This window comes from Acinetobacter sp. LoGeW2-3 (assembly GCF_002688565.1).
Lineage (GTDB): Bacteria > Pseudomonadota > Gammaproteobacteria > Pseudomonadales > Moraxellaceae > Acinetobacter.
Map to the genome: position 1 here is coordinate 1,655,285 of NZ_CP024011.1, position 23,963 is coordinate 1,679,247.

Annotated in this window: 17 protein-coding genes, 2 tRNA genes and 1 rRNA gene; 10 read left to right on the top strand and 10 right to left on the bottom strand. The window is 44.2% G+C overall.

Annotated elements, in window-relative coordinates; genetic code table 11:
• Nucleotides 1-278 precede the first annotated feature (278 nt).
• Both rho and trxA read right to left on the bottom strand, forming a co-directional pair.
• Nucleotides 279-1,547, bottom strand: coding sequence for a transcription termination factor Rho (gene rho / locus BS636_RS07990; RefSeq protein WP_004812998.1), 1,269 nt, complete (start codon nucleotides 1,545-1,547; stop codon nucleotides 279-281).
• Nucleotides 1,548-1,874: 327 nt separating this feature from the next.
• Nucleotides 1,875-2,201, bottom strand: coding sequence for a thioredoxin (gene trxA / locus BS636_RS07995; protein WP_004812997.1), 327 nt, complete (start codon nucleotides 2,199-2,201; stop codon nucleotides 1,875-1,877).
• A 269-nt stretch (nucleotides 2,202-2,470) separates the two neighbouring features.
• Here trxA and ppx point away from each other — a divergent pair, with 269 nt between their 5' ends.
• From ppx to BS636_RS08020, 5 genes are read left to right on the top strand one after another with little or no spacing between them, the layout of a single operon-like run.
• The gene (ppx, locus tag BS636_RS08000; protein WP_099338280.1) at nucleotides 2,471-3,991 is read left to right on the top strand and encodes an exopolyphosphatase; all 1,521 of its coding nucleotides are present in this window, start codon (nucleotides 2,471-2,473) and stop codon (nucleotides 3,989-3,991) included.
• Between the two features lie 30 nt (nucleotides 3,992-4,021).
• Nucleotides 4,022-4,846, top strand: a complete 825-nt coding sequence (locus tag BS636_RS08005; protein ID WP_099338281.1) for an acetyl-CoA carboxylase carboxyltransferase subunit alpha — start codon at nucleotides 4,022-4,024, stop codon at nucleotides 4,844-4,846.
• Nucleotides 4,783-6,156 (top strand): tRNA lysidine(34) synthetase TilS, encoded by a 1,374-nt coding sequence (tilS, locus tag BS636_RS08010; RefSeq protein ID WP_099338282.1) that lies wholly within the window; start codon nucleotides 4,783-4,785, stop codon nucleotides 6,154-6,156. The genes BS636_RS08005 and tilS overlap by 64 nt, the downstream gene beginning before the upstream one ends.
• Before the next feature lie 2 nt (nucleotides 6,157-6,158).
• Nucleotides 6,159-6,989: a pyrroline-5-carboxylate reductase gene (proC, locus tag BS636_RS08015; protein WP_099338283.1), complete on the top strand. Its 831-nt coding sequence runs from the start codon at nucleotides 6,159-6,161 to the stop codon at nucleotides 6,987-6,989.
• 33 nt (nucleotides 6,990-7,022) lie between these two features.
• The gene (locus BS636_RS08020; RefSeq protein WP_004889875.1) at nucleotides 7,023-7,592 is read left to right on the top strand and encodes a YggT family protein; all 570 of its coding nucleotides are present in this window, start codon (nucleotides 7,023-7,025) and stop codon (nucleotides 7,590-7,592) included.
• Nucleotides 7,593-7,935: 343 nt separating this feature from the next.
• Here the strand turns inward: BS636_RS08020 and polA are convergent, their stop codons facing one another.
• The gene (gene polA / locus BS636_RS08025; RefSeq protein ID WP_099338284.1) at nucleotides 7,936-10,692 is read right to left on the bottom strand and encodes a DNA polymerase I; all 2,757 of its coding nucleotides are present in this window, start codon (nucleotides 10,690-10,692) and stop codon (nucleotides 7,936-7,938) included.
• Between the two features lie 161 nt (nucleotides 10,693-10,853).
• Between polA and BS636_RS08030 the strand changes: the two genes are divergently transcribed.
• Nucleotides 10,854-13,556 (top strand): DUF2339 domain-containing protein, encoded by a 2,703-nt coding sequence (locus BS636_RS08030; protein WP_099338285.1) that lies wholly within the window; start codon nucleotides 10,854-10,856, stop codon nucleotides 13,554-13,556.
• Nucleotides 13,557-13,707: 151 nt separating this feature from the next.
• Here the strand turns inward: BS636_RS08030 and BS636_RS08035 are convergent, their stop codons facing one another.
• The gene (locus BS636_RS08035) at nucleotides 13,708-14,631 is read right to left on the bottom strand and encodes a mechanosensitive ion channel family protein (RefSeq protein ID WP_099338286.1); all 924 of its coding nucleotides are present in this window, start codon (nucleotides 14,629-14,631) and stop codon (nucleotides 13,708-13,710) included.
• Nucleotides 14,632-14,640: 9 nt separating this feature from the next.
• Nucleotides 14,641-15,462, bottom strand: a complete 822-nt coding sequence (locus BS636_RS08040) for a hypothetical protein (RefSeq protein ID WP_099338287.1) — start codon at nucleotides 15,460-15,462, stop codon at nucleotides 14,641-14,643.
• 103 nt (nucleotides 15,463-15,565) lie between these two features.
• On the opposite strand from BS636_RS08040, the gene gspE reads away from it, so the two are divergent.
• Complete coding sequence (gene gspE, locus BS636_RS08045; RefSeq protein WP_099338288.1) at nucleotides 15,566-17,059, top strand: type II secretion system ATPase GspE; 1,494 nt, start codon at nucleotides 15,566-15,568, stop codon at nucleotides 17,057-17,059.
• A gap of 152 nt (nucleotides 17,060-17,211) precedes the next feature.
• Here the strand turns inward: gspE and BS636_RS08050 are convergent, their stop codons facing one another.
• The 5 genes from BS636_RS08050 to BS636_RS08070 form a co-directional block, all read right to left on the bottom strand.
• The gene (locus BS636_RS08050; RefSeq protein WP_099338289.1) at nucleotides 17,212-17,637 is read right to left on the bottom strand and encodes an organic hydroperoxide resistance protein; all 426 of its coding nucleotides are present in this window, start codon (nucleotides 17,635-17,637) and stop codon (nucleotides 17,212-17,214) included.
• 102 nt (nucleotides 17,638-17,739) lie between these two features.
• Complete coding sequence (locus BS636_RS08055; protein WP_099338290.1) at nucleotides 17,740-18,564, bottom strand: carbon-nitrogen hydrolase family protein; 825 nt, start codon at nucleotides 18,562-18,564, stop codon at nucleotides 17,740-17,742.
• A 24-nt stretch (nucleotides 18,565-18,588) separates the two neighbouring features.
• Nucleotides 18,589-19,107, bottom strand: a complete 519-nt coding sequence (gene gigB / locus BS636_RS08060; RefSeq protein ID WP_099338291.1) for an anti-anti-sigma factor GigB — start codon at nucleotides 19,105-19,107, stop codon at nucleotides 18,589-18,591.
• A gap of 112 nt (nucleotides 19,108-19,219) precedes the next feature.
• A complete protein-coding gene (gene gigA / locus BS636_RS08065; RefSeq protein WP_099338292.1) occupies nucleotides 19,220-20,188 on the bottom strand; it encodes an RsbU family protein phosphatase GigA in 969 nt (322 codons plus the stop codon).
• A 102-nt stretch (nucleotides 20,189-20,290) separates the two neighbouring features.
• Nucleotides 20,291-21,232: a VacJ family lipoprotein gene (locus tag BS636_RS08070; RefSeq protein WP_099338293.1), complete on the bottom strand. Its 942-nt coding sequence runs from the start codon at nucleotides 21,230-21,232 to the stop codon at nucleotides 20,291-20,293.
• Nucleotides 21,233-21,776: 544 nt separating this feature from the next.
• On the opposite strand from BS636_RS08070, the gene BS636_RS08080 reads away from it, so the two are divergent.
• The 3 genes from BS636_RS08080 to BS636_RS08090 all read left to right on the top strand — a co-directional run bounded on the left by BS636_RS08080 (nucleotide 21,777) and on the right by BS636_RS08090 (nucleotide 23,586).
• Nucleotides 21,777-23,315 (top strand): 16S ribosomal RNA (locus tag BS636_RS08080).
• Nucleotides 23,316-23,376: 61 nt separating this feature from the next.
• Nucleotides 23,377-23,453: transfer RNA gene (locus BS636_RS08085), tRNA-Ile, on the top strand.
• Nucleotides 23,454-23,510: 57 nt separating this feature from the next.
• A tRNA-Ala gene (locus BS636_RS08090) sits at nucleotides 23,511-23,586 on the top strand.
• Nucleotides 23,587-23,963: the final 377 nt, after the last annotated feature.

Here is a 23,963-nt window from a genome sequence, read left to right on the forward strand (position 1 = left end):
ATTTTTAATTGCTACAGGGCAAGTCTAAAAAAGTGCGAAAAACACATGAAATTCATGGTTTTTTTAACAGAAAATAACAATTAAAGCGAAGACTTGCATTGGAGAAAGGCGAATTAAGCCTCTAAAACTTATACAATTTTTTTTACCATTATTTTATTAATCATAAACTTGCAAATAAGTTTACAAACCCGCGTACACTTTGTTTCTTTGTGTAATCAATGTCAACCCCAATAAAAAAGGCCATCTTTTAGATGACCTTTATCTAATTCTAAACAGGCTTAGTTAGATGCTTTACGCTTCATCTGATCGAAGAAGTCATCATTGGTTTTGGTTTCTTTCATGCGATCCAGCAGGAATTCCATTGCCGCCAATTCATCTTGAGTATGCAATAGCTTACGCAGAATCCAAACCTTACGCAAATTATCTTCAGACATCAGACGTTCTTCACGACGGGTACCAGATTTCTTGATGTTCATTGCAGGGAATACGCGTTTCTCAGCAATGCGGCGATCAAGGGTAATTTCCTGGTTACCTGTACCTTTGAATTCTTCGTAGATCACTTCATCCATTTTGCTGCCAGTTTCAATCAGCGCAGTAGAAATGATGGTCAGTGAACCCCCTTCTTCAATATTACGTGCAGCACCGAAGAAACGTTTTGGACGTTCAAGCGCATGTGCATCAACACCACCAGTTAACACCTTACCTGATGAAGGAATAACAGTGTTGTAAGCACGTGCCAGACGGGTAATTGAGTCGAGAAGGATAACTACATCTTTCTTGTGTTCAACCAGACGTTTCGCTTTTTCAATCACCATTTCAGCCACTTGTACGTGACGGGCAGGCGATTCATCGAAGGTAGAAGCAATCACTTCACCACGAACAGTACGTTCCATTTCTGTTACTTCTTCAGGACGTTCGTCAATCAGAAGCACAATTAGGAAACATTCAGGGTTGTTACGAACAATCGACTGCGCGATGTTTTGTAACAACATGGTTTTACCGGCTTTCGGCGGGGCAACGATAATCGAACGTTGACCTTTACCAATCGGAGCAACCAGGTCGACCACACGAGCAGTCAAGTCTTCAGTTGTACCGTTACCTAATTCCATCACCAATTGCTCAGTTGGGAATAATGGGGTCAAGTTTTCAAATAGAATCTTGTTACGAGAGTTCTCAGGGGTGTCGTAGTTAATTTGGTTCACTTTTAACAGTGCAAAATAACGTTCACCTTCTTTTGGTGGGCGAATGGTACCAGTAATGGTATCGCCTGTACGAAGGTTAAAACGACGGATCTGGGAAGGGCTGACATAGATGTCATCAGGACCTGCCAGATATGAGCCTGCCGCAGAGCGTAAGAAGCCAAAACCATCTGACAGAATTTCCAAAACGCCATCACCAAAAATCTCTTCGCCATTCATCGCATGGCGCTTTAAGATGGCAAAAATAATGTCTTGCTTACGGTTACGGGCCATGCCTTCAAGGCCCATAAACTCGGCAATCTTGATGAGTTCGCCAATCGGTTTTTTCTTGAGTTCGGTTAAATTCATAGGTGGTCGGATAGAATCAAAGTTCTGAGGTACAGGTTAGAAAGGGAGTAACATTCGGCCGCATACAAGCATTCAAACGAAAGCAATTGAATTTGCACAAGAACAATTCAGAGGTTTGTTTGATTGTTTCAAAGAGAAATGTGAAAAACAATTTCTATTGCCGAGCGGCATCTTATGTATTGTGTCTTGTAAGAAATTGACAGGATTTATATTCCTGAACTCTTGAATGAGCAATATAAGAGAGAAACAGGCATTTGTCAATTTATTCTAGGCGAAAAAAATACGCGATATCGGATCGCGTATTCTTATCTTTTAAAACAGCGTTGATTAGATGTTTTCTTCAATGAACGCAGTTAATTTAGATTTAGGCGCTGCACCAACTTGAGTCGCAACCACTTCACCATTTTTGAACATCAATAGTGCAGGGATGTTACGGATGCTGTAGTTCACTGCAGTTGCTTCGCAAGAAGTCACATCAACTTTTACGATTTTAACTTTGCCTTGGTATTCGTCAGCAAGTACTTCTAGTACAGGAGCAATTGCTTTACATGGCGCACACCAGCCAGCCCAGAAGTCAACCAATACAGGAACGTCTGATTGAAGAACGTCTGCTTCGAAGTTTGCGTCAGTAGTATTTACGATGTTGCCAGACATGGAGTGCTCCAGAAAATAATTTTTTAAATTAAAGATGACTATAATTCTTAGTATTACATAGCCTTCTTTAACAATGTAGGGGAATATGCAAATTTTCAACCTATATTGTCAATTTGTCTAATGGATGATCACGATAGAGCTGATCGTGTAACACAATTGCGACAGAGAAAGAAAAAATGAAAAGGCGTTAATTTGTCGCTACAAATGGCTTTTAAATTGCATGGTTGTGAATTACTCTAAGCACAATTCGTTAAAGGTTTATTTCTGGAATGTCTGACTTTTTGATTGATGAAGAATTACTTGCCGCCATCGATATGGGATCAAATAGCTTTCATTTGGCCATTGCCCGAGTGGATCATGGCGAAGTCAAAAAAGTGGCATCAATGTCAGAAAAAGTTCAGCTTGCAGCAGGCCTGGATGAAAATAAAAATTTAACCGAAGCTGCGCAGCAACGCGGTCTAGCCTGTCTAGCACGTTTTGTCGGACGTTTAGGTGCGGTTCAGCCGAATCGTTTACGTATTGTCGCGACCAATGCCTTGCGTCAAGCCAAAAATGGTCATGAATTTATTCAGAAAGCCGCAGAAATTTTACCCAAGCCGATCGAAATTATTGCTGGTCGTGAAGAAGCCCGTCTGATTTATTTAGGTGTGTCACACACCATGGCTAACAGTGGTCGTCGTCTAGTGGTGGATATCGGCGGTGGTTCAACTGAACTGATTATCGGTGAAGAATTTGAGCCGATCCATACTGAATCTGTACAGATGGGTTGTGTCACTTTTACCAAGAAATTCTTTGCTGATGGTGAAATCACTCAAAAAGCCTTTGATAAAGCGGCCACTGCAGCACGTAAAGAAATTTCTGGTATTGCCAATACTTATAAGGCAGCAGGTTGGGACGCGGTCGTGGGTTCAAGTGGTACGATCAAAGCTTGCCGTCAGATCTGTGTGAATATGGGCTGGAGCAACGAGCGTGAAGAACTCACCCGTGAAGGCCTGGAAAAACTTAAAGATAAATTGCTCAAATACAAACATGTCACAGACATGGAATTTGAAGGTCTGAAGGAAGACCGTCGTGCGGTTTTACCAGCAGGAATTGCGATTCTGTATGCTGTCTTTGATGTACTAAACATTGATCATCTAGTGTATTCAGATGGTGCATTACGTGAAGGTGTGATGTACGACCTGCTCGGGCGTTTCCAGCACGAAGATATCCGTGACCGTTCTGTGCATGCCTTGATGGGACGTTACAATGCCGATACTAAGCAGGCAGAACGGGTTGTTAAAACCGCTCAAAAACTGTTTGATGATGTAAAAAAACCTTTAGGTTTAAATAGCGAAGACAGTGATTTGTTACGTCGTTCGGCTTATCTGCATGAGATTGGTCTGGCGATCAGTCATAGCGGCTATCATCGTCATGGCGCGTATTTATTACAGCACTCTGATATTGCGGGTTTCTCGCAAGTCGATCAGAATTATCTGTCACATTTGGTCGCACATCATCGTCGTAAATTGCGCACTGATGCCAGGATAGATGTTAATAAAGTCGGTGGTTCTCGACTTTTATACCTGTGTTTACTGCTTCGTCTGGCGGTTTTGGTCAATCATAGTCGTAGCGATGAGATGCTTCCTGCCATTGAACTGAAGGTGAAGAATGCGCAACAATGGCAACTCAGCGTAGCCGGTGACGCCCGACAATGGCCTTTACTGGTGGCTGAACTGCATGATGAACAGGTGCAGTTTAGGAATTGGGAGATTGATCTCGCAATTCAGTCTGAACAATTTGTTGATTAACACCTTTATAGGGATGAAAACGGTTAACCTATGAAAAATAAAGCGACTCCATCAAAAGCATGGAAGACCGTGCAAATTGCACGTCATCCTGAGCGTCCACAATTCCTGGACTACGTGGGTGAGATATTCACTGAATTTGATGCTTTACATGGTGACCGTCTCTATGGTGACGATGGTGCGATGATCGGTGGTTTGGCACGTTTTGACGGTCAGCCAGTAATGATCGTAGGTCAGCACCGTGGCCGTAGTACCCGTGAAAAATTACAGCATAACTTTGGGATGTCGAATCCTGAAGGTTACCGTAAAGCACAACGCCTGCTTGATATGGCGGAACGTTTTAATCTGCCTGTATTTACCTTTATTGATACTATGGGTGCTTACCCAGGTGTAGGCGCGGAAGAGCGTGGTCAGGCTGAAGCGATTGCAACAAGTTTGGCACAATTATCTAACTTGAAAGTGCCTGTGATTGCGACAGTGTTGGGTGAAGGCGGTTCTGGCGGTGCATTGGGTATTGGTGTAGCAGACCGTGTGGTAATGCTATCTCATAGTATCTATTCAGTGATTTCACCAGAAGGCTGTGCATCGATCCTGTGGAAAACTGCGGACAAAGCAGAACAAGCCAGCGAGGCATTGGCGCTGACTGCAGAAAAACTGCAGCACATGGGCATCGTAGAATATGTGGTAGATGAAGGCGAAGGCGCTCATTTAAATCCTGATCAGGTCATGCAGGACCTGAAAGCAGTATTGAAAGAAGCGTTGAATGAACTGCAACCGATGGAAGCCGAGGCACGATGCGAAGCACGTTACCAGCGTTTAATGAAGTTTGGCAGCGACAATTTAGGTCTGGTTTCTTAAAACAGCTGCAGGATTTTCCTGCAGAGACAAAATTTCTCATCGGATGTAGTGGCGGCGTGGATTCCATGCTGTTGCTGCATCTGATGTTTTTTTTGTGCCCGGAAAAAATCCGTGCCATCTATGTCGATCACCACCTGCAAAGTATCAGCGCCGAATGGGGCAGCTTTGTCCAGCAAGAATGCCACAAGCTGAATATTCCCTGTATCGTCCAGCCGGTTGAGGTTGCACAAGGTAATCTGGAAAATCAGGCGCGTGAAGCACGTTATCAGGCTTATCTGAAGCATTTACAGCCCAATGAAATTTTGGTTTTAGCGCATCATCAGCAGGATCAGGCAGAAACACTGATGCTGCGTTTACTTTCTGGTGCCGGGGTAGATGGTTTATCTGCTATGAAACGAGTAGATGTAAGGGAAGATCTAACTCTCTGGCGTCCGCTATTAGATATTTCTCGTGAGCAGATTTGCCAATGGGCAACTGACCTGAATATTCAAAATATCGAAGATCCGACTAATCAGGATAGTTATTATGATCGAGCCTGGGCACGACAGATCTTGTGGCCTTTATTAAGTGCACGCTTTCCAAAAATGCAGTCGGCACTGGTTCGCACCGCTGACCTGATGCAGGATACACAGGAAATTCTGCAGGATGTTCTGCAGCAAGATACTCAGACTTGTATCCAAAACAATATTTTAAATTTATCTAAATTTTCTGAATTATCTTTAGCACGTCAGCGCCAGCTGCTATCCAACTGGATGAAAGGAGAAGGGCAGTACCGACCCTCACTAGATATGGTACAGCGTTTACAACGTGAAGTGATTCATGCCCGCCCAGATGCTCAAGCAGCACTGCATTGGCAAGGTTTTTATTATGTGCGTTATCAGCAGTTGGTCTATAAGCTCAGCAAAGAGATTTATCTGGCAGATCAGCAGCCATTTCCAATCGAACAGCAGATCATTTTCAAACTTCAGGATTGTATAGATTTACCTTCAGGGCAGTTTAAAATTCAATCTGCTGACATTGGCTTATCGCCGAATTTATTGAATCAGCACTTGAAACTGACACAGCGTCAGGGTGGAGAAAAGATTCATTTATATGGTCGCATCGGTTCCTGGCCATTAAAAAAAGCCATCCAGGATGCGCAAATATTTCCATGGATGCGGCATACAATTCAAATATTAAGCATAGATGATGTTATGCTAGGCGTGTTTACGCCCAAAGGATTTTGGTTGGCTGAATCTGCCTATTGTGAGGCGGAGGGGTGGCTGCCAATTTCAGTCTCTTCAATCTCAGAACACAAAGACGAGCATTAAAAATGAGTGCAGCTTTAAATTGTAATATTAGTTTCATTGGTGGTGGTAACATGGCTCAAGCCTTAATTGGTGGCTTGATTGCACGTGGTTTGCCGACGACACGTATTACAGTTTCTGATCCGGTAGAAAAAGTACGTTCACTGCTTGCTGAAAAAGAAGTGAATGTGACCGATGATAATATTGCTGCAATCAAAGATGCGGATATTGTGCTATTTGCAGTGAAACCGCAGGTACTGGCCAATGTCCTTAAGCCACTACAAGGTTTATTGGATGGTAAATTGGTGATTTCCATTGTGGCGGGTGCTGAAATTGCGACTTTGTCGAGTCTGCTTGGTACTGATCGTATTGTGCGTGTGATGCCAAATACACCAGCATTGGTACAGACGGGTGCGCACGGTTTATTTGCCAATGCCGAAGTCAGTGCAGAAGACCGTGAGCTGGCGAGTCAGGTTTTGGCTTCAACTGGTCTGACAATTTGGGTAAACTCTGAAGCGCAAATTGATGCCGTGACGGCGGTTTCTGGCTCAGGTCCTGCTTATTTCTTCTATATGATGGAAAGCATGATCCGTGCAGGTATGAATCTGGGTCTGGATGAGAAAGTTGCAACTGCATTGACTTTGCAAACTGCATTGGGGGCTGCGCAAATGGCAATTACTAGCGCAACTACACCGGCTGAATTACGTAAGAATGTGACTTCACCAAATGGTACGACTCAGGCTGCACTTGAAGTCTTTGATCAGGCCCAGATTTCTCAAAACATTCAGGCGGCTCTTGCTGCTGCTGCAAAACGCAGTCAGGAGCTCGCTCAAGAGCTTAGCGACAACAGTAAATAAATTTTCAAATTTAATATTTAGGAACCTTTAGGTATGGGTGCAAATTCTGCGCTAATTTTTGGCATTATCATTAACGTCGCAATTTTGCTCGTATTCTTCCGCTTTTTGATGCAGCTGGCTTCGGTAAGTCCTTACAATCCAGTGGTGCTTTCAACTGTGAAGGCAACCAAGATTGTAGATGTGTTCAGTCGTATTTTGCCAACTTTGGCAAAAGGACGAGTGAATACTGCCGCGCTGGCATTATTGGTGGTGCTGTATTTGCTGAAAATCTTCGGCATGATGTACCTGTCTGGCGGTATGCCGAATGGTCCAATTCATCTGTTAATACTGACTTTTGTCACCATGATTCAAGATCTGATCCGTTTCTGTCGTTATTTAATTTTCGCGACCATTATCTTGAGCTGGGTGGTGATGTTTACTCAATCCCGTTCACCCTATATTGAAGTGGTTCAGGAACTGGCAGAGCCATTATTGGCGCCATTCCGTCGTATTATGCCGAATATTGGTATGATCGACCTGTCTCCAATTCTGGCGATTTTAGCGTTGATGGTGGTTGATCTGATCATGCGTGAAGTGGCAATGGTATTGTTGACTGGTTTCTAAGATTTAAGAATATAAAAAGGACGCTTAGGCGTCCTTTTTTATTGCTCCTTCCTTTGACAAAGGAAGGTTGGGTGGGATTTAAATCTTCTCTGACTTTTCTTTCTGTCACTGCAAATTTGAAGATACAGATTTTAAGTAAAGCATATGAATAAATGCGGCAAAGTTCCTCTCCCTTTGGGAGAGGTTAGGTGAGGGCGAAATTAAGAGAGATCTATAAGTTGACATGACCTCCATCCCAACCTTCCTCCTAAAAGGAGGAAGGGGCTTTAATCTCCCCACACCCTGAGCAAGCTTAAAGCACTGCTTTAAGTGAAGTGCAAGAAAAGAGGGACTTCAAAGCACTTTAGTGTGCCTCATCCCAGTTTTTGCCTTTACCTACTTCCACAACCAACGGTACAGAAATCTGCACAACAGATTGCATAACTTCTGCCAGTTTTGGTGCTAGTTCATCGGCAATCGACTCTTCGACTTCAAATACCAATTCATCGTGCACTTGTAAGAGCATCTTAGCTTGATCTTTCGGTAACATTTTGTCGACCTCAATCATCGCCATTTTAATGATGTCGGCAGCTGAGCCTTGTAGTGGCGCATTAATCGCAGCACGTTCAGCGGCTTTACGCACCATCATGTTACGAGCATCAATATCTGGGGTATACAGACGGCGACCGAGAATGGTTTCCACAAAGCCTTGTTCTAGCGCAACCTGACGGGTACGTTGCATATACTCATAAATACCTGGATAGCGATGGAAATACTGTTTGATGTATTCCTGTGATTCCTGACGGGTAAAACCAAGCTGACGGGTCAAGCCGAATTCAGACATACCATAAAGCAGACCAAAGTTGACTGCTTTAGCCTGGCGGCGTTGGTCATTGGTCACATCTTCTAATGGAACACCCAGAACTTCCGCAGCAGTACGACGGTGGACGTCTTGGCCATGAATAAAAGCATCGACCAGTGCATCATCTTGAGACAGATGCGCCATTAGACGTAATTCAATTTGGGAATAATCGGCTGCAAGTAGAATACGGCCTTCTGGTGCAACAAAAGCTTTACGGATCTGACGACCGATTTCTGCACGAATTGGAATATTTTGCAGGTTCGGATCTGTAGACGATAAACGGCCGGTTGCTGTTAATGCCTGATGATAACTGGTGTGCACACGGTGGGTATCATTATTGGCTTGTTTACAGAGCCCATCGGTATAGGTACTTTTCAGTTTGGACAGACCACGATATTCCAAAATCAGTTCAGCAATCGGGTGTTCCAGTTTTTCCAATACACTTTCACTGGTGCTGTATTGACCGGTAGAAGTCTTTTTGCCACCTTTCAGGCCCAATTTTTCAAACAGAACATCACCAACCTGTTTAGGAGAGCTGACATTAAACGCTTCACCTGCAATTTCGGTGATCTGATTTTCCAGATTTTGCATGGTTTGAGCGAAGTCACAGCCTAATTGATCTAAGAAAGCTAGATCCAGCTGAATGCCATTTTCTTCCATGCTGGTCAGCACACGAGCAACTGGCATTTCAATATTCAGCAGGATGTTGAGTAATTCTGGATGAACTTCTAATTTTTGACGCAGTACTTCATACAAACGATAAGTGACATGGGCATCTTCTGCTGCATAATGTGCTGCAGTTTCGATATCGATCTGGTTAAAGGTTTTTTGCTTGGCACCTTTACCTGCGACCTGTTCAAAGGTCGTAGTCAAATGGCTTAAATAAAGACGAGCGACATCATCCATACCATGACGGGTCGCCACAGAATTCAGCACATAAGAAGCCAGCATAGTATCGAAATACCAGCCTGCGAGCTGAATACCATGATTTTCTAAGACATGAGCATCATATTTCAGGTGATGACCAATTTTCTGAATATTGTCATCTTCCAGAATCGGCTTAATTTGTGCCAGGATGGTGTCACGATCTAACTGTTCCGGTGCACCGTCATAATCATGTGCCAATGGGACGTAATAGGCATCTTGGGCATCAAACGCCACTGAGAAACCCACGATTTGAGCGATACGATAATCCAGACTGGTCGTTTCAGTATCGAAAGCGAAACGTTTTGCTGTACTTAAACGATTAAATAGAGCATCCCAATCTGCCTGATTCAGAACGGTATGATAAGTTGCTTGACCCAGCTGATCATCACCACTGGTCAATGATGCCTGATCTTCTTCTACTGGAGCTGTAGGTTTAGTAGTAATCGACTGAGCAGCCTGTTTGTAATTGCTATTATTTGGATTATTCGGATGATCCAGAGATTGTAGCTGATTACGGAATTCAAGCTCGGTATACAGTTCACGTAGTTTGGCAACATTTGGCTCAGCAAGTTTTAAATCATCATAACCAAAGCTCAGATCAAGATCGATCACGATGCTCGCCAGCTGGTGGTCCAGCGTAATGCCTTCAACATTGTCTTTAATATTTTGTCCGACTTTGCCTTTGATCTTGTCGACATTTTCCAGAATGCCACCAATCGAGCCATATTCATTGAGTAATTTGGCAGCAGTTTTAGCACCGACACCGGGAACACCCATAATCCCATCTGAGGCATCGCCCATCAGGGTCAGGTAATCAATAATCTGATTTGGCCAGACACCAAACTTTTCAAATACGCCATTTACATCCAGTGGCTTTTCTTTAAAGCTGTCTTCCAGGGTCACTTTTTCTGTCACCAGCTGGGCCATGTCTTTATCGCCAGTGGAGATCAGCACCTGATGTCCTAGTGCTTCAGCACGTTTCGCCAGTGTCCCGATAATATCATCGGCTTCAGCACCCGGCAGGGCATGTAAAGGGATACCGAGTGCTTTGATCAATGCATGTAAATAGGGGATTTGCTCAGACAGCTCACTCGGCATGCTTGGACGGTCACCTTTATAAATCGGTGACAATTCATGGCGAAACGTAGGTTCAGGGGTATCGAAAATCACCGCCATATGGGTTGGCTGAATACGGCGCATCAGTTTTTGAATGGCAGAAATTGCACCACGAATTGCATTGGTGTGTAAACCGGTTGACGTGGTTAACGGTGGCAGCGCGTGAAAGGCACGAAATAAAAAGTAAGAGCCATCGACCAAGACAAATGGTGGCATGTATTCAATTCCTTATTCAAATAATAGCGTTATTGTACGTGATTTTTAGCGTGCCCGCTGAGCAAGTCTGTGACAACAGCTTAGCGAATAATGACCGAAGAGGAAATAAGCGGCAGCGGCATGTTGTATGATGGAATAGTATGGGACTGGAAAATACAAGAATGACAACAGGGCAAAATGAATTGCGCATGATGTGGCTGATCAGCCTGGTGATTGTAGGCTTGAGTGCCTGGTATCTGGATTATGAAATTGTCAGCTATTTATGTGGGCTCGGTTTCCTGATGAGTGTAATGCAGTATGTCAATGCAGTGCAGCAGCCACTTCTAGAAATCGCTGGTCAGCATCAGTTATCTATTCCTGGCTATTCCAAAGTTCCGCTTTATATTTCTTCCTTGATTGCCATTGTGGGTGGCGTGATTGACCTGAAATGGTTGATGGGATTGGGTATCACAGCCTGGATATTTTTCCTGTTCCGCTGGTTGCAACGAATAGAGCTGTCATTGCAACAGTTGCGGCATCGTATTCACTTGGAACCAAGCCCTGAAACCTTAAATTCTCAGTCAGTCCCGCTTCAAGCTTTCCATCAGTCGGCTCAAGTAGAGCAAACTTCACTAGGCTTAATCGATCAGATTCAGCGCTGGATTTTTCAAGGCAATCCGGTACTCAAAGCAGCGATTGGTATTTTAGTCATCGGCATCATTTTGCTTTTACGCTTTGCAACTGAGCATTGGCAAATCAGCCTGGCGATGAAACTGGGATTGATTGCTTTAGCAAGTATGGCTGTCGCTGGACTTGGCTATTGGTTGATTGAGAAAAACCGTAGTTTTGCATTGGCATTAGAAGGACTGGGATTAGGCGCGCTGTTCCTGACTTTATTCTTTGCCTATTACAATCTGGTGATCCCAAGCCTATTCATGGCATCGGTGTTATTCATTCTGATTATGGCAATGACGTTGTACCTCAGCTTTAAGCAGAACAGTTTTGAGCTGACGGTGATGGCAATATTGATTGCCTATATTGCACCGTTTACCTTACCCGTGCGGGAGGCCACCGCCGTAGAACTAATTGCCTATTATCTGGTGATTAATTTCGGAGTGGCTGTTCTAACTAGCTTCAAACCCTGGAAGATTCTCAACCAGATTGCTTTTCTGGTTACCGCGATTGTTGGCGGAGTCTATGCGCTGATTCATGGTTATAGCTCTGAACGCTATAGCATGACTGGATTGATTCTGGCCCATAGTGCCGTGTTTATCTGGCTGGGCTTTCGCTTTAGTCAGTTACTCGCCAAAGATGACCTCACCAAATTTCAGCTCAAACCGATTTTAGATATTGCGCTGATCTTTGCAGCACCCATCACTGCCTATATTTTTCTGTACCTGATTCATTTTAATGATCGCACTTGGCAGGCGGGATTGAGCCTGATTTATGCCGTGGTGTTTGCGGGTTGCTGGTTATGGTCGCGCCGTAGTCATACCTTAAATATTATTGCCAATAGCTATCTCAGCCTGATGCTTATTTTTATTGCCTTGATCCCACCAATTTTGCTGGAAGGCGAATGGAGTGTAATCGGCTGGGCAATCGAAGGCGTACTGATTTATTGCTGGGCTCTGGAAAAGAATCTGAAAGTCGGGCAGTACCTCAGTATGGGCCTGCTGATCATGGCGGGCCTCAGCAGTCTATATTATCTGGTCGAGCTGAATCCGACACCGCGACATATTTTCTGGACTCTGAGTGGCTGTTATTTGGCAGTGATCCTAATCAGCCAGTTCAAAGATCGTTATATCCAGCAATTAGATGGGCTGAGTACTGGTTTCCTCAGCTTACTCAGTTTCTCTGCCAGCCTGATGCTGTTTGCCTTGCTGGAAGACGAATTCACTTCTGCAGATGCACATATTTATAGTCTGGCAACAGTTGTGCTGATTTATGCTGCCCTAAATGAAATCATCTTAAGAAAGAATCAGGATTGGAGCTGGTTCATTCCGAAATGGTGCGGCTTAACACCCTTAGTATTTGCGGGTGTCGTTTTGGCAATTGATCATAGTGAAAATGGAGTGCTGGTCTGGGATAGTCAAGTTGCTCGTATTGCCTTTGGACTATCAACTCTACTGTTAGCCTGGCAATGGTTAAGACCATCCTCAGGCTTATTACTTTCTAAAGAATGGGTGAGTTTAGGGGCTTTACTTAGTCTGACCCTGGCTAGTCTGTGTCTGATTCCTAGTATGCCCTATATCAGTATGGTGATTTTGCCATTAGGTCTATGCTTTTGGTCATATAAACAATCTGCAAATTCAGCATGGCCGAAGTTGTGGCAAAGTAACAGTACCTTGATCCTGATGGCAGCATGGTTGCTATGTTCGCAACTTTTAAGCCAGCAAGCTTTTGCATTCTATTTACTCCCTATCCTGAATCCATTTGATCTGGTCAGTATTGCCATGCTGGTTGGTTTTATCTGGATGCTGTTGCAACAGATCCGGGCAGGACGAGACAAAGGTATGATGGCAGTACTGATGGTACTAAGCCTACTCTGGCTCTCCAGCTATATCGTATTGCGTGCGCTACATGTTTATCTGGGTACGCCGTTAAACAGCCTGGAAGTCTGGAGTGATGCGACTGTTCAGTTAAGTTTAACCATCCTGTGGGTACTACTCGCTTTTGCCACCATGTGGATTGCCACATTGAAATCCTTGAAACCGATGTGGATTTTAGGTGGCAGTATTCTGGTGATTGTAACCCTGAAATTGGTGTTGTTTGATCTGTCTCATATTGGGACCTTGACCCGCGTGATTTCATTCTTATTGGCAGGTGGGGTGATGCTGTTGATTGCGTATGTGGCGCCGATGCCGGATGGGGAGAAGAGGGTTTAAACTCTTCTTCATTTTTACAGACAGCTTTAGAGCATTATTGTAAAACTGCCTCTCCCAATGGGAGAAGGCTGGGGTGAGGGCAAAGATTTACCTCTCCCTTGCGAAGCAGTGCTTCTCATCTCCTAAAAGGAGAGGGAAGTTTAGAACTAAATTATTTTAAATCCGGCTCTCTTTTTAACTCTTTCTCATTGGCATATTGATCAACATCTTCATTCTCCAGCGGACGTGCCAGAGGATGATCGACAAAACCCATTTTCGGTACTGGAATCTCAATATGATTTTCCAGAAAACCATTGCGAATGCGTTCCTGCATTTCATCACGAACTTTCAGGAAGTTTTCACGTTGGCACCAGACCGCAAACAGCAATTCAATTGAGGATTCTCGGAAAGCAGTGACTGTCACAGCCGGTTTGGGATCAGCGAGTACCATAGGATATTTACTGGCCACATCCAGCAATACTTCACGAACTTTGATAATGTCTTCATGGAAATTAATCGCCAAGGTAATTGGAATACGCCGGATTGGGAACTTGGAGAGGTTGTGTACCGGGGCACGGATCAGCTGTTCATTCGGTAATCGCACATAGATATTGTCCTGGGTTAATAATTTGACTGAAAGCAGGTCAATCGAAATTACTTCACCTTCAATAGTATGTCCACGAATCAAAGTGATCTGAATAGTATCGCCAACTTCAAACGAACCTTCACCAATTAGGAAGATACCGCTGATCAAGTTTGATGCCGAAGTTTGAGACGCGAAACCTAGTGCGACTGTCAAAATACCTGCTGCACCCAAGAAGACACTCAGTTTAAAGCCGGCTTCTTTCAGGCTCGCCATGACAAATAGCAGGAAAATAAAGTAGAAAATACCGCGACGCCAGACCATTTGCTGATGGGCATTAAAGCGCACCCCAATGGTACGGATAAAAGCATTCGAGAAAAAACGTGCAATCAAAAAGCCGATAAAACATAGCACGATTGCAACAGCGATTTCAGTCAACCGATCGGTATTGATATTGGTAAATACGCCTTTCAGGCTGTTGGTGACTTCAGCAGAGATACTTGAGTTTGCCATTCGCCGTCCTTAAAAGAATGAATCAAACATATTAAACAGATTACCTGCAGGATCGCGTGGCGGATGCAGATAGTCCACTTCACCAGCATGCGGTGGGGTACGGTTTTCAATCCGAATTCGAGGGGGACGATCTAGACCTTCATGTAGGACTTTAATTTGTGAGGTCCAAAGGCGTCCAGTACTGGCACTAAAAAATAATGGCAGAGCAGGCACTGGTACATTCATACGGTCAAAGCGAAGTTGCTGATTGCTGGTATTGTGGAACTCGATCGGAGTCACAGCACGGAATGCACGTGGTGTCAGCTGTTTTAGTTCAGTACGGCCATCGACAGCAGTGGCATAACAGATTTCCCCAGAACGATGATTTGGACCAAACCAGGTATCCTTCGGCAGAATGACTGGAACATCAAAAATCGGTTCACGTTGCCCATCGACAAAACCAGCAATCCACAGAGGAGTACTGATATATAGCGTTCCACGTTGACCGGCAGGAATATAAATTGGATCGACCGGTTTGATCACCACGGAGCGATCTGCCAGACGAGGCATGAGTTGTAATTTGCTTTTGGTCGATTTGAACATATAGCGTTCAATCTTCACCGGCTGTGGAAAGGCAAAGTTAGGATCTTCGATCTGATGCCATTTTTGCTCATAGTCAAACTGCACTACAGGGCGATAGTATTCCAGACGCCACTCCTGCAAGCCACGAGTCAGGCGGAATAGGAGGGAGCCAAATTGCCATGCTTTGGATTCATTTATTTCAAAATTCTGTTCACCCCACCAATGAATCGATGGCTGAGTAGTGGAAAAATCAACTTGATCTTGTGGCAATGCGGCGGTCCTTTCGTACTAAATCTTTCTAAACATACTTCACGCTGTCATGTGCTTAGAGTACACTCAATTTAAATTTTTTCACTATTATTATAATTCTGCGATGCAAGTACTGAAACAATTACAAATCCCTTATAGTTTTGCCAAACGCCATGGGGTGTTGTTGCGTTATGAAGGGGATCAGGTCTTTATTGTCCGTCGTGATAATACCTCGATGCTTGCATTGCAGGAAGCACGCCGTTTTCTGGGACATCCTGCTCAATATCAACTTTGTGATGATCACGAATTCAGCCAGTTGCTCAGCAGCAGTTTTGCCGGCGACAGTGGCGAATCGCAACAAGTCGCTGCAGGTCTGGAAGATCATCCGGATTTATTGAGCTTGGCTGATTCTGTCCCTGAAGCTGAAGACCTGATGGACCAGGAAGATGATGCGCCGATTGTCCGGCTGATCAATGCTTTACTTTCAGAAGCAATCCGTGTTGGTGCTTCCGATATTCATATTGAATCCTTTGAAAAGAAATTATCAGTACGTTTACGTGTCGATGGTCAATTACGTGAAATCGTACAGCCACGCCGTGAACTGGCACCGTTATTGGTATCGCGTATCAAAGTCATGGCCAAGCTGGATATTGCCGAAAAGCGTATTCCACAAGATGGTCGTATTTCCCTGCGCCTAGCGGGACGTGAAGTTGATGTCCGTGTTTCAACCTTGCCATCTTCTTATGGTGAGCGCGTGGTGATGCGTCTATTAGATAAACAGGCCGGTCGCCTGAATATGACGCATTTGGGCTTGATGAATAATGATTACGATCGACTTAAGACTTTAGTGCATCGTCCACATGGGATTATTCTGGTGACTGGTCCAACCGGTTCAGGTAAAACGACTACACTCTATGCAGCACTCTCTGATCTAAATGATGGTTCCAAGAATATCCTGACGGCTGAAGATCCAGTCGAGTATCAATTAGAAGGTATTGGGCAGACTCAGGTAAATACCAAAGTAGATATGACCTTTGCCCGTGCTTTAAAAGCGATGTTGCGTCAGGATCCAGATGTGGTCATGGTGGGTGAGATTCGAGATCTGGAAACCGCAGAAATTGCAGTACAGGCTTCTTTAACAGGTCACTTGGTGTTATCGACCCTGCATACCAATACTGCGATTGGTGCGGTAACGCGTCTTAAAGATATGGGAATTGAACCTTTCTTATTATCCAGTTCCCTGATAGGTGTGATTGCCCAGCGTTTGGTTCGTACCTTATGTTCGCATTGCGCGACCTGGCATGTGGCCGATGAATTTGAACAAGGTCTATTTGCTCATGTCTATGACGGTACGCAACTAGAGCTACCACAGCCGAAAGGGTGTGAACGCTGTTCCCATACTGGCTTTACTGGTCGAACTGCTATTTATGAAATTGTGCCGGTGGATGATCATATGCGCCGTCTGATTCATGGCAATGCGCCAGAATATGAATTAGAAACTTATGCACGCCAACAGTCTGGCTCTATTCGTGATGATGGTTTACGTAAAGTGCTGGCAGGAAAAACCACGGTTGAAGAGGTATTGCGTGTCACCAATGAAGCAGCTGAGTTAGCTTAAGAGAAAGCTAGTTTTAAATTAAGAATCATATTTATAAAAATAGCAGCCACTTAGGCTGCTATTTTTTTGGATCGATGGCTAAAACCAGGCATATTTTTAGATTGTTGGTATATCTGGTTTAAGCCATCTAATTTTATAAATGCCATTTAAACTCAGGTAATCACATTTAGAGTCACATCGACATTATTCCGGGTCGCATTAGAATACGGACAGACAATGTGTGCAGCATCGACCAGTTTTTGAGCTTCGTCCTGGTCCATCCCTTCCAGATGAATATTTAGCGTGACTTCAATACCAAAGCCTGTTGGGATCGGACCAATACCCACATCACCTTCAATATAAGCATCTTTACTGATATTGAGCTTATCGCGATTGGCCACAAATTTCATGGCACCTAAAAAGCAGGCTGAATAGCCAGCAGCAAAGAGCTGTTCAGGATTGGTACCACCACCTGGGCCACCCATTTCTTTTGGTACAGCCAGTTTTACATCAAGTATTTGATCATCGGTGACCGCGCGACCATCTCGGCCACCCGTTGCTTTGGCATGTGCGGTATAAACCGCTTTTTCTAATGACATGATGCTAATCCCTGTTATTTTTTCATGGAGTTTCTATGCTCGATGATTTTTAAATAGGAATAAGCAGGGATTTTGTTATTTTATGCAGGAAAATCGCAAACTTTAAAACTGGATTAGTTTTCGGTGTTGCATCAAGGGCATGGATTCACGAACTTTATGCTGTTCATTTAAATCGAAGTCCACTGTGATGAGTTGAGCGCCTTCCGCATGTACCATATCTAATACCTGACCGCGGCTATTGGTGGCTGCGGCATGTCCCCAAGTCTGACGTTTTTCTCCATGCCAGCCTTGTTGTGCGGCACCGAGAACAGCGCATTGAGTGTCCATGGCACGTGACTGAAGGAGTAATTGCCAATGCATCTGACCAGTCGTGTAGGTAAATGCAGCAGGTGCGGTGAGAATATTTGCACCCTGTTGGCGTAAAGTCAGTGCCAACTCTGGGAAGCGCAAGTCATAACATACCATCAGACCGATATTGCCAAATGGTGTTTTTGCAACAACGACATCGGTGCCTGGTTCAAAGAATTTAGATTCCTGATAACCACCGACAGCATCACCGACTTGCACATCGAATAAATGAATCTTGTCATAACGCGCTTCAGTGCGTTCCGGGCTAATGCATAGACTTACCGTGCGGACACGACCATCTTCAATGACTGAACCATCTGGACGATATGGGCAAGGTAGAGTGCCGGCCACAATCCAGATTTGATATTGATACGCTAATTTTTCGAGGCGTTGCTGAATATCTTCAAACTGAGCTGCGGTTTCACGCTGTTTTCCGGCAGCAAAGCAGACAAAATTTTCAGGAAAGACAATCAGTTCAGCACCATTGGCTTTGCTCTGTTGAATCAAGGATTCTATCGTTTTGAAATTATCTTCAATTTCATTCTGAGAATTCATTTGTACAACAGAGAGTAAAGTCATGGTTTCCTTCCTGGAAAATTGAGATTAAATATTGGGTTCGGACACCTTATCGAGATTGTCCTGCTCTTTTTGCAGCTGTTTAACCAAAGGCTCGAACATATTTTTATTGCTTTCATTGAGTTTCATCAATGTCTTATGCGCATCTAAAACCGTGGTCAGCATATTGCGATGTGTCACGTGCTCTTCGATCAGGGCACGTGTGCAAACATTTGAATCCCCACAGTAATTCAGGATGACGAACACCTGTCCCAGCCCCATACTATTGGCTAAGGTGGTGATATCTGAATTGGTAGAGAGCATGACGGCCTGGATATGATGAATCTGTTTAAGCTTCAAACCTAGCTTTGCAAGAACACCGAGTACAGTGCTGTCAATAAAACTGGTTTCAGTTAAATCGACAATCGCACCAACGACATTATCTTGCTGTTCAATTTTGTTCAGTAACTTGTCTAGACTTATGCAAGATTGCGCACGCACTTCGCCAATAAGCTTAAAAATATGCGTTCCGTTCAAACTTGCATATTCAACATGACCTGTTGACATATAAATGCCATTTGCAGAGAAGGATATTAAATTATCCCATAGGGCAGTTTTATACTCAAGTAGCTGAAGGTCTCAGTCAATTTAAGTATCTATTAAAGCAATAATTATATTATTAATTCATGCGGATAAAGCTAAGGAAGGCAATATCGTCCGCCACATGCTCTGGTGCTTGAAAAGATTGATTTTGCAAGTGATAGACCAGTTGAGCAAACTGTTCATTCAGGCCGCCATCAAAGGGTTCCAGGGCACCATCTGAGCAAAGAATGAAACGGGCATGACGTTTTAGCACGAATTCCTGTTCTTCTACTTCAAGTTCTTCAGTCAGACCGAGTGGGAAGCTGCTGGTCGATAAAATTTTCGGAGGTTGATCTGGTTCGAAGATAATCGGTGGTGGGTAATGTCCAGCACTGGACCAGCGCACCACATGGGTATCAAGATTTAAAATCCCGGCAATCATAGTGATATGCTTTTCAATATTCTCCTGAACCAGCATGCCATTCAGCTTTTTAATCAGCTCACGCGGCGATTTAGAACGACCGTGGAAAGCCGCCATCCATGAGGTCAGTAAGCTACTGGTTACCCCATGTCCAGAAACATCAGCCAGATAGAACATCACTTCTTTATCACTGATTTTCCAGTAATCGTACCAATCACCAGAAAGATAAGCAGAAGGCTGAAAATAGGTTTCAACTTGATAGTTCAACAGCTCAATAGGATTGGGGAGGAGTCTTTGTTGCAACTCTGCAGCAGAAGGCAGGTCACGGCTGTCCTGGTTTCTTTTATATTGGGCATCAATTTTTTGTAAGGCGAGGAGAGGCAGGGCTGGGAGTTTATTCCAGATCCATCCGGCAAGTGCCCCTTGCTCCCAGGCTTGGGACAGTTCGGTACCTTCATTTTCCAAAGCCAAGACAATGGTTGGAAAATTCCATTGGTATTTCAGGTAATCATGTACGTCAGAAATTGCGAGAATGGTCTGGTCATACAACTCATGATCTTCAAGACCAATCATTTGCACATCTGGAAGCGTGTCAAGGACTTGATCAAGATAAGGAATATCACGAGTCGGCTGAATAAAATACATAAGGAAGTGAACTGATCCCAAATTTGTTTATTAGATGTACTATAACAAGCTATTGATTACCAGCGAATCTTTTTCACCGGTAATCTTGCTGAAATTATGCACTTAGAATGCTGGATCTGTCGATTCGGTTTGATCTTCATCAAACTCATCTTCAAATTCATCATCTATATCGGTAAATAGACTTTCTGATTCTAGACCTTTCTTTTCAGCAATTGCATAGCTGGTACGTTGCAGATAAATATCTCGAATCTGCGCATATTTATCACCTGTCAATACGCCTTCAATCTCAAGTAGTTGAGAGCGTGCGTCAATACCACGCCATACCTGATCGAACCAGTACAGGCCATCCTGATCTTCCAAAAGATATTTCTGCGGACGAGCCTGACTATCGACTGCAAGACCAATACCATCACGAATGGTACTTGGACCAAAGACAGGTAACACCAGATAAGGGCCAGAAGGAATACCGTAATAACCCATGGTCACACCAAAACGTTCACCTTCGCTTTCTAAACCAATGCGGCGAGCAGGGTCAGCCAGGCCTAAAGTCGTTAAGGTATTCACGGTAAAACGACCTAATGATTTAGCTGCACGAAGTGGACGCCCTTGAATAAGCTGGTTCACCACATTCCAAGGTTCACTAAGATTACTACGGAACTGGGTATAAGAGCCGCGTACATCTTGCGGTACCTTCTCTGTATACTGAACTGCTAATGGTCGAACAACAGCGCGATCGATCGCATCATTAAAATTAAAGACCTTTCGGTTCCAGGATTGGAAAGGGTCTTTTTGTTCGTCAGCCTGACCTGCACTGGCATTAACATTAATTTTTTCTTTCCATGCAGCTAGCGCCTTTTTGTATTCGGCCATTTCACTGCTAGGTTCAGTCGCATTAGCTTCTACTTCTGTATCGGTAGTAGAAGTAGAGAGATCTGCAGAGGCCTCGGTATTTGCAGATTCATCCGTTTGGAGATCTTCTGCATACACAAAGGAGCTGGTAGCTAAACTGATTAAACCAGCATAAAGATAAGAGGAATGACGCATAGCAAATTCCAGAAATTCTATTTAATGATGAAGCGAAGCCGACAAAGTATAAAAATAATAAACGTGAATAGCAGTCTATAGTCTCTATTTAATCAAATTTGAGCAAATAATGAATCAAAAATTCGTAAAAGATTAAAAAATAAACATACGTTGAGATTATTTTAAAAAAGGTGTTGCAACCCCTCTGAAATGCTGTAGAATGCACATCCATCGGCGGTGATGAAGATTAAAACTTCTGATAAAACAGTAACTTAGCATAGAATGGTTAAGTTGGGTTTTAGAAAGAAAGTTTAAAAATAATTTTCGTCACTAGTTGACTTTCTAGAGATAGAGAGTAATATAGCCGACCTAGCTTGCTACTGACGAAGTAGTGAGAAGATCATTAAGAGATTATGAAGAACAACTTGTGTGGATTTTTACTGGTTGATCGATCGAAATTATTTTCATTGATTGATGGTAGAAATTACTCGAAGTTTATTTGAGAAATATTTGTCAGAAAATTGATGAGCCAAGATTGGTACCCTTTAAAGGTACTACTGATTTTAAACTGAAGAGTTTGATCATGGCTCAGATTGAACGCTGGCGGCAGGCTTAACACATGCAAGTCGAGCGGGAATAGGTAGCTTGCTACTGATTTCTAGCGGCGGACGGGTGAGTAATGCTTAGGAATCTGCCTATTAGTGGGGGACAACGTTCCGAAAGGAACGCTAATACCGCATACGTCCTACGGGAGAAAGCAGGGGATCTTCGGACCTTGCGCTAATAGATGAGCCTAAGTCGGATTAGCTAGTTGGTGGGGTAAAGGCCTACCAAGGCGACGATCTGTAGCGGGTCTGAGAGGATGATCCGCCACACTGGGACTGAGACACGGCCCAGACTCCTACGGGAGGCAGCAGTGGGGAATATTGGACAATGGGGGGAACCCTGATCCAGCCATGCCGCGTGTGTGAAGAAGGCCTTTTGGTTGTAAAGCACTTTAAGCGAGGAGGAGGCTTACCTAGTTAATACCTAGGATAAGTGGACGTTACTCGCAGAATAAGCACCGGCTAACTCTGTGCCAGCAGCCGCGGTAATACAGAGGGTGCGAGCGTTAATCGGATTTACTGGGCGTAAAGCGTGCGTAGGCGGCTTTTTAAGTCGGATGTGAAATCCCTGAGCTTAACTTAGGAATTGCATTCGATACTGGAAAGCTAGAGTATGGGAGAGGATGGTAGAATTCCAGGTGTAGCGGTGAAATGCGTAGAGATCTGGAGGAATACCGATGGCGAAGGCAGCCATCTGGCCTAATACTGACGCTGAGGTACGAAAGCATGGGGAGCAAACAGGATTAGATACCCTGGTAGTCCATGCCGTAAACGATGTCTACTAGCCGTTGGGGCCTTTGAGGCTTTAGTGGCGCAGCTAACGCGATAAGTAGACCGCCTGGGGAGTACGGTCGCAAGACTAAAACTCAAATGAATTGACGGGGGCCCGCACAAGCGGTGGAGCATGTGGTTTAATTCGATGCAACGCGAAGAACCTTACCTGGCCTTGACATACTAAGAACTTTCCAGAGATGGATTGGTGCCTTCGGGAACTTAGATACAGGTGCTGCATGGCTGTCGTCAGCTCGTGTCGTGAGATGTTGGGTTAAGTCCCGCAACGAGCGCAACCCTTTTCCTTATTTGCCAGCGGGTAATGCCGGGAACTTTAAGGATACTGCCAGTGACAAACTGGAGGAAGGCGGGGACGACGTCAAGTCATCATGGCCCTTACGGCCAGGGCTACACACGTGCTACAATGGTCGGTACAAAGGGTTGCTACTGCGCGAGCAGATGCTAATCTCAAAAAGCCGATCGTAGTCCGGATCGCAGTCTGCAACTCGACTGCGTGAAGTCGGAATCGCTAGTAATCGCGGATCAGAATGCCGCGGTGAATACGTTCCCGGGCCTTGTACACACCGCCCGTCACACCATGGGAGTTTGTTGCACCAGAAGTAGGTAGTCTAACCGCAAGGAGGACGCTTACCACGGTGTGGCCGATGACTGGGGTGAAGTCGTAACAAGGTAGCCGTAGGGGAACCTGCGGCTGGATCACCTCCTTAACGAAAGATTGACGATTGGTAAGAATCCACAACAAGTTGTTCTTCATGACGATGTATCTGAGGGTCTGTAGCTCAGTTGGTTAGAGCACACGCTTGATAAGCGTGGGGTCACAAGTTCAAGTCTTGTCAGACCCACCACTACTGACGAAGCAATTCATACAGAAACGGAACGATACATTGACTTATTGATAAGCTGGGGACTTAGCTTAGTTGGTAGAGCGCCTGCTTTGCACGCAGGAGGTCAGGAGTTCGACTCTCCTAGTCTCCACCAAATTTCAAGATCATAAAACTTAAAGCACTGCTTTAAGGCTTTTACTTGAAATTTAAGCAAGAAGCTACGCTTCGCGCAGTATGTGAACATACGGCAGCGATGTTGTTTAGTTCCTAAGCGATCAAGTGCGTAGATCCTAGAGATTAACAAGTAGAAGCGTTAAGATACGCACCACTTGATAATCTCTGTGATTTATCACAGTAATGCAGTCCGACGAGGATGCATTAAATCATTAACAGAATATATTTGAGTTGAAATAATTTGTTCAAACTCGTTGAAAGCAACACAGGCAACTGTGAAGTGATTAAATGAGTTCTAGCGATTAAACTGAATCAAGCGTTTTGGTATATGAATCTAATTGAAGCTGTACAGTGATT